The 14,641-nt window shown below is 67.7% G+C and carries 7 protein-coding genes and 1 pseudogene; 2 read left to right on the top strand and 6 right to left on the bottom strand.

Features of this window, described 5'->3' with window-relative positions; translation table 11 throughout:
• Nucleotides 1-326 precede the first annotated feature (326 nt).
• Complete coding sequence (locus tag ABZ348_RS34070) at nucleotides 327-587, bottom strand: hypothetical protein (protein WP_358939797.1); 261 nt, start codon at nucleotides 585-587, stop codon at nucleotides 327-329.
• A 5-nt stretch (nucleotides 588-592) separates the two neighbouring features.
• Here ABZ348_RS34070 and ABZ348_RS34065 point away from each other — a divergent pair.
• Nucleotides 593-843, top strand: a pseudogene (locus ABZ348_RS34065) (hypothetical protein); the annotation flags it as partial.
• Here ABZ348_RS34065 and ABZ348_RS34060 read toward each other — a convergent pair.
• Together ABZ348_RS34060 and ABZ348_RS34055 are read right to left on the bottom strand one after the other, a co-directional pair.
• A complete protein-coding gene (locus ABZ348_RS34060) occupies nucleotides 840-1,922 on the bottom strand; it encodes a prephenate dehydrogenase (RefSeq protein WP_358939799.1) in 1,083 nt (360 codons plus the stop codon). The pseudogene ABZ348_RS34065 and the gene ABZ348_RS34060 sit on opposite strands and share 4 nt — an antisense overlap.
• A 252-nt stretch (nucleotides 1,923-2,174) precedes the next feature.
• Nucleotides 2,175-3,206, bottom strand: coding sequence for a methyltransferase (locus ABZ348_RS34055; RefSeq protein ID WP_358939796.1), 1,032 nt, complete (start codon nucleotides 3,204-3,206; stop codon nucleotides 2,175-2,177).
• A 659-nt stretch (nucleotides 3,207-3,865) separates the two neighbouring features.
• Here ABZ348_RS34055 and ABZ348_RS34050 point away from each other — a divergent pair.
• The gene (locus tag ABZ348_RS34050; protein ID WP_358939794.1) at nucleotides 3,866-4,789 is read left to right on the top strand and encodes a phytanoyl-CoA dioxygenase family protein; all 924 of its coding nucleotides are present in this window, start codon (nucleotides 3,866-3,868) and stop codon (nucleotides 4,787-4,789) included.
• A 441-nt stretch (nucleotides 4,790-5,230) separates the two neighbouring features.
• On the opposite strand, the gene ABZ348_RS34045 is transcribed toward ABZ348_RS34050, so the two are convergent.
• The 3 genes from ABZ348_RS34045 to ABZ348_RS34035 all read right to left on the bottom strand — a co-directional run.
• Entirely contained in the window at nucleotides 5,231-8,467 is a 3,237-nt protein-coding gene (locus ABZ348_RS34045; protein ID WP_358939792.1) for an AMP-binding protein, read from the bottom strand.
• Nucleotides 8,468-8,560: 93 nt separating this feature from the next.
• Nucleotides 8,561-11,686: an acyltransferase domain-containing protein gene (locus ABZ348_RS34040; protein WP_358939790.1), complete on the bottom strand. Its 3,126-nt coding sequence runs from the start codon at nucleotides 11,684-11,686 to the stop codon at nucleotides 8,561-8,563.
• 1 nt (nucleotide 11,687) lies between these two features.
• Nucleotides 11,688-14,641 (bottom strand): type I polyketide synthase (locus tag ABZ348_RS34035; protein ID WP_358939788.1); only part of this gene is annotated, 2,954 nt, incomplete at its 5' end.

Raw genomic sequence — 14,641 nt, 5'->3', positions numbered from 1 at the left:
ATGCCCTCCAACGTGCCCTTGAGCATCTCCGTCTCCAACCTGGCCATACGACACCTCCTTCCCGAGCTAGTCAGCGCCAGCGAGTACCGGTACAATGTAACACTGACTACCAGTACCTAGCAAGACCGAATAGCGAAGGTAGGGATTCGGGCCGGTCAGTACGGGGTGCTGGTCTCCGCTGCGGAAGAGCAGTAGGTGCGGGTAGACGGGGGTCCGGGGCTATAGGTACCGGTCTCCGGCGCCGATGAGGGTGGCCGGCAAGGCGGAGTCGGCCAGCGCGTCCATCGGGGCCTCGTCACCGAAGTTGGGGCCGAGCGCGACGATGCTTAGGCGTCGGCCCGTGGGTGGCCGGGTCTGATCAGGAGCTCCAGGAGTACGTCCAGGAGTCGTTCGGCGCTGATCCCGGCCGGGACCTGGTCTGCTGGCAGGGCACGAAAGGACGCGTCGACGGTCCCTTCGGGCACTGCGTGGGCGGCGTTCCCCCTGCTCAGTGTGACTACGTCCAGGTCCGTTTCGGCGTGGGAGCGGTAGCAGTGGTGGACGGCCTGGGCAGGCGCGATGCGCCGATTGAAGACACCGACACGCAACGGCCATTGGGACGGCCGCCGTGATCACGCAGGGGATGGCCTCGGCGCGGGTGCAGCGATCGCTGCCGGTGCGGTGGTCACTCATGATGTTCCTGCCAGCACCGCGGTCGCGGGAGTGCCCGCTCGGGTGACCAAGAAGAGGGGCCGAGCCCGGCCGGACTACTGGCCCGGGTGGGCAGCACCTCTGCGGGCTGAACACGAGGCCTCGCCATGTCCGGCCGACCGACCGGCAGCGGGTCTGACGGACACGCCTTAGTGGTGCCGCCACCCGCGGTTCTGGAGGGTCGTCACCAAGACCTCTCGAAGATCCCGGGTGACGCTGAGCTGAGCGCGACCGGTCGGTCGGCCTGCCGAGTGCTCCAGGTGTACGTCCTCGACGTTGACGCCGGCGCGGGAGGCATCGGTGAAGAGCCGGGCCAGTTCGCCCGGCTGGTCACCGATCATGACCGTCACCGACTCGTACTGTTCCGGTACGGTGCCGTGCTTGGCCGGGATGCGGGCCCGCCCCACCTGCCCGCGGCGCAGCAGGTCTTCGACGATGCGCGACCCATCTCTGCGCTTGTCCTCATCGGTTGCTCCCATGGCCCGCAAGCCCATGACGGCGTCGTCCAGGTACTCCGACAGCTCTTCGAGGAGGTCGGCCACCACCAGCGCGTTGGCATCGAGTATGTCCACCCACAAGTTCGGGTCAGCAGCCGCGATGCGGGTGAGGTCGCGCACGCCCGAGCCCGCGAGGCTCACCATGCGCTCCTCGGCCGGTTCCAGAAGGGCGGCGACCAGGCTCGCCACGAGGTGCGGGGCATGCGAGACAAGGCCGACTGCGCGGTCGTGCGCCGCCGCCTCCATCAGCACGGGCACGGCCCCGCACATCGCCACGAGTTCGAGCGTTGCGTTCAGTGTGTCGGTGTCTGTCTCGGATGTCGGGGTGAGGACCCAGTTGCACCCGTCGAACAGGTCGGCCCGGGCGGCGAGCGGCCCGCTGCGCTCACTGCCCGCCATGGGATGGCCGCCGACGTAGTGTGCGTTGTCGCAGTCCAGGGCGATGGCGTCCTGTTGCGGCCTGGCCTTGACGCTGGCGACGTCGGTGTAGTGCCGGGCCATATCCTTGGACTGTAGACGCACGAGGACATCGGCCACCAGTGCCGGAGGGACGGCCACAACGGCCAGATCCACCATCTTGGGCGGTTCTTCCACGGCACCGGCGCCGAGCGAGGACGCGATCCTGGCCGCAACGGGGTCCGAGTCCCGCAGGTAGACGTTCACACCGTGGGCTTTAAGCGCCAGCGCGACCGACGTTCCTATCAGACCGGTGCCGACCACCAGGGCATCTTTCATCGAGACCACTTCCACTCCTGGGTCGGCAACGGAGCGGATGCTGCGGATGCACCCGGGTGTTGCTCAACGTTCCGATGGTGCGTACCAAGCGATAGTGCTTGTCTGCGGAGCTCGCTTCCCGAATGGCTGTGCGCAGTTCCCCACTGCCGTTCCGCGGTCCCGGAAGGACCAGGAACGGCAGTGCGGTGAGCGCCGGCCACAGCGAGTGCTGTTCGTGGTTGTCCGGACGGGCTGTCAGGCGTTCGGCGGAACCTACTGGGGTGCGATCGCCTCGATGAGGCTGAAGCTCGACTCCCCGATGGGGAACACCCTGTTCCGGAAGAGGCCCACCGTCGCGAAGAGCTTGTCGAACTCGGACAATGTGCGCTCCTTGCCGCCAAGAAGCACCAACATACCGAGGTCGCTCCAGCGCGCCGGATGGGGTTCGGCGGCCTCGGGAACGATGAGTTCACACACCAGGACCCTGCCGCCGGGAGGAAGCGCCTTGACACTGGCGCGCAGAATGTCGGCCGCCTTCTCGTCGCCCCAGTCATGCAGCACGCTGCCCAGCACATGGACGTCAGCACCTCGGGGAAGCTCGTCGAAGAAGTCGCCAGCCACCAACATGCATCGGTCACGGACCGGGTCGAGCGGTGAATCGTGCGCTGCGAGGTCGATCACCGAACGACGATCGAACAGCACGCCGCTCAACTGTGGATGGGCCTGAAGGATCGTGGAGACCACCGTGCCGGTGTTACCGCCGATGTCCATGACCGTGTGCGCGTCCTCCCACACCGGCAGCTCGGCCAGGCCACCGTAGAGGCGCTTGGCGCGCTCCTTCATCCGGGTGTTGAAGGCGGCTTCGGTCGTGGGCTTTCTGTCCTGGTCCACGAAGAAGGTCTCGCCGTAGGCCGCCGGGAGCGGCTGCCTTCCTGCCGCGGCATCAGCTGCTTGCAGCCAGGCTCGATAGGAATCCAGATTGGACAGTGTGGCCCGCATCGACACGGTCGAGTCGGCCTTGAGTACCGCGCCCAATTCCGTGGGGGAAAATCGCCCATGGTGATCCCGGGCGAAGAAGCCCGCCCCGGTGAGCGCGTTCAACAGGCTTGTGAGCGGCTCAGCCGCAAAGCCGACGATGGCTGCGAGTTCTTCAGGCGTCGACCCCTCCGGCTCGCATACGTCCGCCACGCCAAGGCGCGCGGCAATGGCCAGCGAGTATGGAAGTACCGTGACGATGCTATCGTCCGCCATCAGCAGGAATTCGCGCACGACGGGATCGGGCACGCCGCGCACCAGCTTTTCCAATTCAGTCAGCGTACTCGCCCCGCTCTTGGTCGATGTCAGTCGGTTTGTGAGAGTAGATTCGCCATCCATTGCCAGAGATGTGCAATGCGGGTTCACAAATTCAATCCCGTCCTCGTGTGCCACGCATACGAGCTTTCCAGAAGTCGGCTGCAAATCACAGATTCACCTGAGATTTGAGTGCCGACACACCCGTTCACCTGTTCGTGTGCAGGAGAGGGGCGATGAACCGGGCGAACGCGGAGGCCCCTACCACCATCGCGGCGCAACCCCCCAGAGGGAGACCTCGGTTCTAGACGGCCTGTTCAGCGTGGAGTGATGGGCCCATCTTCCGGTTCCTGGCGTTTAGTTCGGCCTTCCACGGCGGAATGGACGTATAGCCGGGACACGCCCTATGGTCGGCCGCGAAGAGTTGTCTGCTGCAGACCCAGCGAACGCCGGCGTCCGTACCGCTGTCCTGTCGACGGGACAGCGGAAAGTCCTAGGATGATGTGTCGCGCCTTTGTGCGCGCCGGTTTCGCCATTGATCAATCATCGAGGTTGCCGAACGCCCAATGCTCGCTCTTGCGCTGGTCGGCGGCTTCGCCGTGATGGCCGCGTCGGGCATACAACCCGTTCCGCGAAGCATGTAGTACCCGAAACACCTGAGAAGGAGCTGACGCATGAACACATTCGGCGATGGTGTTCTGGAGAAGGCTGCGGCGGAGTACGCCGAGCAGGGCTTCTCCATCATTCGCAACGTCGTGCCAAAGGAACTACTGGAAGAGGTGAACGCCCATGTCGACTGGCTCACCCGCAAGTACCCGGACCTTCGTCCCGAGCACCTCCACCACCCTCTGATACGCAATGACGCCTTCTGGGCGCGCCTGGTCTCGGACTCCCGCCTGGTGGACATAGCGGAGTTCTTCCTGGGCCCCGATCTGGCATCATTCACCGCCCACTACATCTGCAAGCCCCCGTACGACGGACAGCCCGTGCTGTGGCACCAGGACGGTGCGTACTGGCCGCTGAGCCCCATGGAGGCGCTCACGGTGTGGCTGGCGGTCGACGAGTCCACCACCGAGAACGGCTGCCTGCAGATGATCCCCGGGAGTCATGTGCTGCCGCTGCACCGGCCGCATTCCCGCACGGACACGGACAACATGCTGTTCTCCTCCTCCGACGAGGACCTTGTGCGGGAATGGGTCGAGAAACGCGGGATCGTGCACATTGAACTCCAGCCGGGCGATGTCTCGATCCACCACCCCAACCTGCTGCACTGCTCGGATCCGAACACCTCCGCGAAGCGACGATGCGGTCTCGACATGGGCTACATCTCGACGAACACGCGGACGCACGGCGATGGTGTCTACATCGACCCGCTGCTGGTACGGGGCACTGACACCAAGGGCCTCAACAGCTATCGCCCCTTCCCCACGTACCAAGAAGGCGAGACGATTCCGTTCGCCGGTCAGCGGGAGTGGAACCACAAGGCCACCGCGCTCAACGCGGCACTGCCGGTGCGTTCCCAGGACCTCTCCGAGAGCCCGATCGAGACGACCCGACACATGATCGACCGGCTCCGCGAGGGCACCACGAGCCGCTGAGTGCCTGTCTGGGCTCTCTGGTGGTTGAGTCTGAGGGCTCCGGGAGGACGACTTCGGGTGGGCGGGTTCGAAGGCATTGCCGTGCGCGTGGGGTACCGCTGCCGTCGAAGAAGTCGGCGGCAGCGGTCTTCCTGTGACGGGCAGTCGCTGATCTCACCCATCATCCGGGCCCAGTTCGACACCTCCGAAGAGACCTGAGAGAAGACCCCGCGACAGGGTCCACGCGGTCCGCGAGATCGAGCCCATCCTTGGATGCCCCTGCACCTGGTCGGGTCCTGCGACAGTTGCGTCGCGCGCTGAGCCCCGGCCGCCCAACTCGACCAGTGCTACGGCGATCCGGTCCACGCGGCCGTGCCCATAGCCGTGCTCCCGTCTTAGACCGGGGCTTCCCCGACCCTCACCACTACCGGGGAGCGCCGGGGCTGCGCAACGGACGTCTTCTCAGAGGACCTCGCCGTTCTTCGTCCTCCTGCGCAAAGCTGGCCTGCTCGACTGGGCGAGGTCCTTCCACATGCCGGAGAGACCGGCGATGGTGCGCGCCGTGAACAGGGTGCGGATGGACACTTCCTGGCTCAGCCCGGCCCGGATCAGGCCGACCAGTCTGATCGCCCTCAGCGAGTTGCCACCAAGGTCGAAGAAGTCCTCGTCCACACCGACCACCCGGTCCAGCTCCAGCACTTCGGCGAATGCCTCGGCCAGCACCCGCTCGGTGCGGTCGCGCGGTGCCCGGTGCTGCCGGTCATCGAACACGGGATTCGGTAGCGACGCGCTGTCCAGCCTTCCACCGAGCGTGAGCGGCAGGCGTTCCAGCACCACGAACGCCGACGGGACCATGATCTCCGGCAATCGCCCCGTGGCGAATCGTCGCAGGTCCCCGTCCGAAGGTCCGGCCTGAGGATCGCTGCCGCCGGCCGGGACCACGAAGGCCGCCAGCCGCCGCTGCCCCGAGTCGTTCTCCTTGGCTGCCACCACCACCTGTGCAAGACCGGGATGCTCGGACAGCACCGCTTCGACCTCGGCCGGCTCAACCCGGACACCACGTACTTCGGTCCGGGCGTCAGCACGGCCCACGTACTCGATGCTGCCCTCGGCAGCCCGCCGCACCCGGTCTCCGGTCCGGTACATGAGTCCGCCGATCGGACCGAACGGGCACGGCACGAACCGCTCCGCGGTCGCCCCGGGCCGCCCGGGGTAGCCACGCGCCACGCCCGGCCCGGCCACGTAGAGCTCTCCGGCCACGCCCACGGGGGTCGGCGCGAGCCCCGGCCCCAGTACATAGAGGGCCGTATTGTCCATCGGACGACCTACCGTATCGGTGTGGTGCAAGGGTTCGTCCGCCGCCAGCCGGTGGGACGCGGCGAACACGGTCGATTCCGTGGGGCCGTGACCGCTCACTACCGTCAGCTCCGGGCAAGCCTCCCGCACCCGACGCACCGCAGCAACGGACACACGGTCACCACCGGTCCACACTTCGCGCAAGCCGGCGAGGGCCTTCGGACGCCCTGCCGCGATCGCTGAGAACGAGTGCGCGGACAGCCACACCCTGGAGATTCCGTGCACCGCCTGAACCTCGGCCAGGGTATCGACGTCCAGTTCCCCCGACGGCGCGACGACCACCCGGCCGCCGTTCAGCAAAGGCACCCACACATCGAGGGGGAGCGCGTCGTAGGTGGACGGCGCATGCCACAGTACCGCGCCTTCGCCGCCCTCCCGCCAGCGTCGGTCCAAGACGAAACGCTCCATGTTCCGGTGCGTCAGGGCGACTCCTGTGGCCGCGCCGGTCGGCCCCGTGCCGTGCATCACGGCCAGCAGGCCGTCCCGATGTGACCGGACCGGAACCTCCACCGCACCGTCGTCGTCGGCCACCTCTGACTGGATGTCGTCGAACAGGACCGTCCGCACCTCCCGTTCGCCGGTGAACGGCACGGCTGTCGCCCTGTCGGTGAGGAGCACCCGCACCGAGGCGTCGCGGGCCACCGAGGTCACCGGCTCCGCCGGGTCGACCGTCAGATAGGCTCCGCCCGCCTTCACCACCCCCAGCACGGCGACGATCAGGTCGACCGATCGAGGCAGCGCCACCGCCACGACCGTCTCGGGGCCGACCTCTTGCCTTTGCAACGCCCTGGCCAGGCGGCTCGAACGTTCATCCACATCCCGGTACGAGACCACCATGCCGTCGGACACCACCGCCACCGCGTCGGGAGCCCGTACCACCTGGCGTGCGAACAACTCCGGAACCGTCAGCCCGGGCACCGCCACCTCGGTGTTGTTCGGTGCGGTGAGCACCCGGTCCCGCTCGACGCCGCTCACCACGTCAAGCGCGCCGACGCGCTGCTCGTCGTCGGCGGACACCACGGCATGGATATGTGCGATCAGGTCCTCGCCGATGAAACGCAGCTCCGCGCGTGAGTACAGGCCCGCAGGGGCGTCGAGCCTGATGAACAGGTCTCTGTCGGTGCTCCCGTCGGTGTAGACGGCGATCGCCAGTTCCTCGAAGGTCCCGGTCGTTCCGCCCAGGAACCGGGCCGGGCTGCCGTCGAATTGGAGGTGTTCCGGGAACTCGACGATGTTCACGACGGCCCCGAAACTGCCGCGATCGTTCAGAACGGTTCCGCTCGCACGCTGGATCTCGGAGTAGTGGTGGGTGGCGTGATCGAAGATCTCATACGTCTCGTCGCCGATCGCGTCGGCTATGTCGGTGAAGGTCGCACCGAGCGGGACGTTCACCCGCACCGGCACCACGTTCACCGCCAGCCCCGGCGTCCTGCTCGCCACCCCACCACGATTGGCCACGGCCAGCGACAGGAGGAACTCCTGACGGTCGCAGCGGTGCCGGAGGTAGACCGCCGCGGCCGCGGTCAGCATCGACGACATCCACACACCCATGGACTTCGCGGCTTCCGACCACGCGTCCACGTCGATGCGGGGAACGGTCAGCGTCCGGCTCACCATGCCGATGGATTCGGTCAGGTGCCCCCAGCGGTCGGCGCTGTTCATCGGCTCGTCGAGTGCGGACCGCACCTCTTCGGACAGGGCGACACGCGGAACCTGCGCGGGGGCCGGCGCATCCGTCAGGTAGTCGCGCCAGAAAGCCGTGTCCTCGGTGAACTGCTCGGAGGTGCGGTACTCCGCGGCTGTGGTCGTGAACGACTCGACGTCCCACGGGTGCGGCAGCTCCGCCACGTCCGAACCCTGCGCCAGCGCCGTGTACACCTCGGCGAAGCGCCGCGACAGCAGGCCGGACGCGCCGTATCCGTCGGAGATGAGGTGATGGTAGATGATCACCAGTACGGAGCGGGCCTGCGCGAGTTTCACCACACCCAGTCGGAACAGCAGATCCCGCTCCAGGTTGAACGGCTGCCGCAAGACCTCGGCCACGGCCTTGCGCGCCGCACGCTCCGGATCGTCCTCGGCACTGAGATCCAGGAAGAACGGCCGCCAGTCCCCCAGTTCCCGGGGTACGAGGCGCAGCCCGCTGCCGTCGTCGACGAAGTTGACGCGCAGTACCTCTGCCTCGTCCATCACACGGAGGAACGCGGCTTCCATGATCGACGCGTCCAACTCACCGTCCACATTCCATAAGGTCAGCGCATGGTTCAGTGTGTCGGGGAACATTTCCTGCGCCCGCCACAACCCTTCATGCGCAGATGACGCGCCGAACGAACGCACAGAGATCATCCTCTCAGCAAAGCCGAAACAGGCCTGGTCGCCGACGGACTCGCGGCCGTCGACGGATGGTGTGCCGGGGCCAAGCACCTGGCACACCGTGGTTCACCGCCGGTCGCGACCGGCCATCGAAGTCAAGAGATGTTCAGCGATCCGCCTCGGCGTCGGGTGCCGCAGCACCAGGCTCGGCTTCAGCTTGAGCCCGGTCGTCACCGTCAAACCCTTGCTCAGCTGCGCCGAGAGCAGCGAGTCGAACCCGATGTCCTTGAACTCCTCGTCGGGGTCGATGGCTTCGCTGGAGGGGTGCCCGAGCACAACGGCGACCTTCGTGAGGACGTGGTCCAGCACGAGCGACGTCGCCTCGCCGTCTGACAGGGTGGCAACCAGGTCCGGCAGGGCGACCGGCTCGTCATCACTCGCGGGCGGCTCCTGTACCGAGGGGAGCGCCTCCGCCGTCACCTCAGGGTGTGAGGAGTTCAGCCAGTAGCGCTTCCGCTGGAAGGCGTACGTCGGCAACTCCACCCGGCGGCGCGTCCCCAACAGGGCGTTCCAGTCCACGGCCCCGCCCCGGACATGGAGCTGGGCCAGTGAGCCGAGTACGGCCTCGACCTCGTCCCGCTCCCGCCGTGTGGACGACAGGACCAACGCGTCGTCCACGTCCTCGACCATCTCCTGCACCGGGACCGTCAGTACGGGATGCGGGCTCATCTCGATGAACACCCGGAAGCCGTCTTCGAGCAACCGCTGGACGGACGTTGCGAAGAGGACCCTTTCGCGCAGGTTGTCGTACCAGTAGTCGCCGTTCAGCCGTGCGGTGTCGATGACTTCGCCGTACAGAGTCGAATAGAAGGGCAACGCCGATGTCCTCGGACTCACGTCGGACAGGGAGCCGACCACCTGGTCCCGGACCCGAGTCACCTGGGGGGAATGGGAGGCGTAATTGACGTTGATTCTCCGGGCTTGTGCGCCTTCGGCCATCATCTTCTCGACGAACTCGTCGAGGGCCTCCGTTTCCCCGGACACCACCACGGAACGTGGGCCGTTGACGACGGCGATGCTCACTCGGTCCTGCCACGGAGCGAGGCGCGCCTCCACGACCTCTGCGGACTCCACGATCGACGCCATGCCGCCGTGCCCCTTCAGCGCCACCAGGGCCTTGCTGCGGAGCGCCACGACCTTGGTCGCATCGCGCAACGACAGTGCGCCGCTCACGTACGCGGCTGCTATCTCGCCCTGGCTGTGACCCACCACGGCGGCCGGCTCCACACCCCACGACCGCCACAGGGCGGCCATCGACACCATCACGGAGAACAGCGCCGGCTGGACCACGTCCACCCGGTCGAATGTCGGTGCTCCCGCCACGCCGCGCAACACGTCGAGCAGCGACCAGTCGACCCACTCGGCCAACGAGGCAGCGCACGCATTAAGGCTCTGCGCGAAGACGGGGAAGGCGTCGTACAACTGGCGTCCCATACCGAGCCACTGCGACCCCTGACCCGGGAACAGGAAGACCGTCCCACCGAGCTCGCCGGCCGCGCCGCGCACCACCGCGGCGGACTCCTGGCCGTCAGCGAGCGAATCCAGAGCGCCCAGCAACTCGTCACGACCGCGCCCCAGTACCACCGCGCGGTGCTCGAACCGTGTCCGGCTCGACAGCAACGAACCACCGACATCGGCGATGTTGAGGACCGGATCGACGGCGGCGAAATCGCGCAGCTTGCCCGCCTGCCGTTCGACGGCTGCCGCGCTCTTGCCAGACAGCACCCACGGTACGAGGCCGCCGGCGACGCCCAAGTCCGGACGGCCCTCGTCCGCCGGTTCCTCCTGCGGAGCCTCTTCCAGGATGACGTGTGCGTTGGTGCCGCTGATGCCGAACGCCGACACCCCCGCCCGTCTCGGACCGTCCGTCCGAGACCAGTCACGCCCCTCCACCAGCAGTTCGACCGAGCCGGATGACCAGTCCACGTGGTGTGAGGGGGCATCCACGTGCAGGGTCTTCGGCAGGTGCCGGTGGCGCATGGCCAGCACGGTCTTGATGACTCCACCCACCCCGGCGGCGGCCATGGAGTGGCCGATGTTCGACTTCAGGGACCCAAGCCAGAGCGGATTGCCCTCGGCCCTTCCCTGCCCGTAGGTCGCCAGCAGAGCACTTGCCTCGATGGGATCCCCCAGCGTGGTTCCGGTGCCGTGGGCTTCGACCAGGTCCACCTCGGGGGCCGCAACCCCCGCGTTCGCCAGCGCCTTGCGGATCACCTGCTCCTGGGCGCGGCCGTTGGGAGCGGTCAGACCGTTGCTGGCCCCGTCCTGGTTCACTGCGGAACCGCGCAGCACAGCCAGCACGGGGTGGCCGTTGCGGCGGGCATCGGAGAGTCGTTCGAGGAGTAACACACCCGCACCCTCGGCCCAGCCGGTCCCATCGGCTCCGCTTGCGAAGGACTTGCACCGGCCGTCGGTCGACAGTCCGCGCTGCCGGGAGAACTCCACGAAGACGGCGGGGGTCGACATCACCGCCGATCCGCCCGCCAGCGCGAGCGAGCACTCCCCGGAGCGCAGTGACTGCATCGCCAGGTGCACGGCCACCAGCGACGAAGAGCACGCCGTGTCCACGGTCACCGCTGGTCCTGTCAGGCCGAGCTCGTAGGCCACTCGGCCCGAGGCGACGCTCAGGGAGCTGCCTTGCATCAGGTAGCCCTCCATGTCGCTTCCGTTCGCTTCCAGGAAGCGCATCCCGTACTCGGGGAAGCTCACTCCGGAGAAGACGCCGACATCGGTTCCCCGCACGTCGGCGGGAACGATGCCCGCGCGCTCAAGGACCTCCCACGAGGTCTCCAGGAGCAAGCGCTGCTGTGGATCCACGGTCATCGCTTCACGGGGGCTAATGCCGAAGAACCCCGCGTCGAAGGCGGCCACGTCCGGCAGGAACCCTCCGCGCCGCGTGTACGCGTGGCCGACCCTGTCGGGATCTGGGTCGAACACGTCCCGCCACCCGCGGTCCTTCGGGAACTCGTCCACTACGTCCAGGCCGCCGTGAACCACATCCCACAATTCCTCGGGCGATGAGACGCCCCCCGGGTAGTGGCACGCCATGGCCACCACGGCGATCGGCTCGCTGCGGCCAGCCTTCAGGGCGTCGTTCTCCTGTCGGAGGCGGTCGCGCTCCTCCAGCAGGGTGCGGAGCGCTCGTTGCACCCGGTCCGCGCCGTCGGCTGTGCGATCTGCGGAGTCGTTCATGTCACTGACCCTTCTCATCCAGAACAAGGCCGACGAGTGCGTCCAGGTCCAGGTCCGCCAGATCGTTGCCGCCGGGGTCCGTGTTCGCCGCCTGGCCGCCGGCGTTCGCCCGAGGTGCGTTGGCGCACGCCAGAACCAGCTCCAGGGCCCCCGCGTTCCGCAGACTGTCGATGGAGACGGTTCGCAGTGCTTCCCGGATCTCCGCCTCGTCGTCCGAGCCCGGGTCCGGGTCCGTTGCCGGACGCATCAGGTCGCCGATGTGCCGGCCCAGTTCACGTGGGGTCGGGTAGCTGAAGACGAGGGTGGGTGCCAGCCGCATTCCGGTCGAGGACGCCAAACGGTTGCGCAGCTCCACCGCGGTCAGCGAGTCGAATCCGAGTTCTTTGAACGTCTTGTCGAGACTGATAGTGTCGGGCGTGGTGTGCCCCAGGACGAGGGCGACGTTCGTGCGAACGAGGCCGGCGAGGGTGTCCTCGGCTTCCTCGGGGGACAGCCGGGCCAGACGATCGCGCAGCGTGGGGACCCCGTTCGCCGTGGTCGCGGTCGCCTTGCGGACGGGAGCGCTCACCAGGCCCTGTAGGGCGGGGGGAAGAGCGCCGGTCTCCGGCTGGGGACGGAGCAGGGCGGGGATGATCTTGGCAGGAACCAGGCAGGCAACGTCCGTCGCACGGGCGGCATCGAACAGAGCGACGCCTTCTTCCGCCGTGATGGGCATGACGCCGAGGCGAGCCATCCGGGCCAGATCCACCTCGTCCATGTGGCCAGTCATGCCGCTGCTGTCGGACCACAGTCCCCAGGCCAGGGAGGTCGCCGGCAGTCCATCGGCGCGACGATGCTCGGCCAGCGCATCGAGGAAGACGTTCGCCGCGGCGTAGTTGCCCTGGCCCGAAGTGCCCAGAACGCCCGCCACTGAGGAGAAGAGAACGAACTCCGTGAGCTCCGTCTGGCGGGTGAGCTCGTGCAGATTCCAGGCGGTGTCGACCTTGGGGCGGAACACCCGCTCGACCTGCTCCGCCGTCAGAGAGGTGATGGTGCCGTCGTCGAGGACACCGGCGGTGTGCACGACGGCGGTGAGGGGGTGTTCATCGGGGATGCCCGCGAGGAGCGCGGCGAGGGCGTCGCGATCGGCCGTGTCACATGCTGCGATGGTGACCTTGACGCCCAACTCGGCTATCTCGGACGCGAGCCGGGATGCACCGGGAGCGTCAGACCCGCGCCTGCTGGTCAGCAGCAGATGGCCGGCCCGCCCGGCCTTCGCGTATTGGTGGGCGAACAGCGTGCCGAGGGTGCCCGTACCGCCGGTGATCAGGACCGTGCCGCCCTGGGCGGATTCCGGCACGCCGTCAGCGGCAGGTGGGGTCTCCCGCACGAGCCGGGGGACGTACGGCCGTTGATCGTCGTCACGCAGGGCCGACTGCGGTTCACCGCTTGCCAGTGCTGCACGGAACGACTCGGCAGAGAAGGCGTCCTCGTCCCCCAGGTCGATCATGGTGAAGCGACCTGGGTTCTCGGTCTCAGCCGTGCGGATCAGGCCCCAAACCGCAGCTTCCGCCAAGCTGGGCGACTCGGTGTCGGCGCGGACCGCGACGGCGCGCCGGGTGACGAACACCAACCGGCTGTCTACCAACCGCTCCTCGGCCAACCACGCCTGAGCCAGGTCCAAGGCGTACTCGACGGCTCCCCGCGCAGCGGTGGGGACGTCCTCGACCGAACCTCGCCCCAGCAAACCGGTGGCGATGACGAGATCGGGGAGAGCGGAGTCCTCAGCCAGCAGCGGCGCCAGCCCCGTATGGCACTCGACCGTGACGCCATCGGCCAGCGATTTGACCAGTGCCTCGGGAACGGAGGAGCCCAGGAACGCCACGCGTCCGGTGTCCAGTTCTGCCATGTCGGAAGCAGGGGTCCAGGCCAGGCGGAACAGGTGGTCGTCTCCCCCCGATGCGACGGCCTTCGCCAACTGCTCGCTGGTAATCGGACGCATGGCTAGCGAGGTCACTTCGGCGACCGGCTGTCCGGTGGGATCAGCGAGCCTGACGCGAATCGTCCCCTCATCAGCTGGGCCGATGTGAACGCGCAGGGTCCGGGCGCCCACGGCATGCAACTGGACGTTCGACCAGGCGAACGGCAGCAGCACCCGATCTGAGCCCCGCTCGGGACCGTTGCCGACGACGGGATGGAGCACGGCGTCGAAGAGTGCGGGGTGGATGCCGTACTGGTAGGCGTCGGTGCTGTCGTCGGCGGGGAGAGCGACCTCGGCGTAGAGGGTGTCGTCGTGGTCGCTGCGCCAGACGGCGGTCAGCCTCTGGAAGGCGGGACCGTAGTGGTAGCCGCGGTCGGCGAGATGGTCGTAGAGGGTGTCGACGGGTACAGGAGTGGCACCGACCGGCGGCCAGGCCGTCAACTCCACCCAATCGACCTGGTCCGATGTGGTGGACGACCGGGGGGTCAGGGTGCCCGTGGCGTGACGGGTCCAGGGTCGGTCGGGGGCGGCGTGGTCGGGTCGGGAGTGCACGGTGAGCGCCCGGCGCCCGTCGCCGTCGGGTGCGTCGACGTACAACTGCAGATGGCGGCCGCCCGTGGCTGGGAGGGTGAGGGGGGCTTCGAGGGTGAGGTCTTCCAGGTGGGGGGCGGCGGTCGCCTGGCCGGCGTGGAGGGCCAGTTCGACGAACGCGGTGCCGGGCAGAAGAGGCGTGCCGTGGACTGCGTGGTCGGCCAGCCAGGGATGGCTGCGCAGCGACAGATGCCCCGTGAACACCTGCCCTTCGCCGTCCGCGAGAGCGACGGAGGCACCGAGCAGCCCGTGGTCGGCGGCGTGCAGGCCAAGGGTGCGGGGGTCCGTGGTGGCTGCGGTGTCCTGCTGGAGCCAGTAGCGCTGCCGTTGGAAGGGGTAGGTGGGGAGGTTGAGGTGGGTGGGTGGGGTGGTGGGGAAGAAGTCTGCCCAGTTGTCGTGGTCGG

Origin of the sequence: Streptomyces sp. NPDC005963, from assembly GCF_040638655.1 — a bacterium.
In the GTDB taxonomy this organism is placed as follows: Bacteria; Actinomycetota; Actinomycetes; order Streptomycetales; family Streptomycetaceae; genus Streptomyces.
Note: the sequence above shows the minus strand (reverse complement) of the source record. Positions and strands in the feature narration are given on the sequence as shown.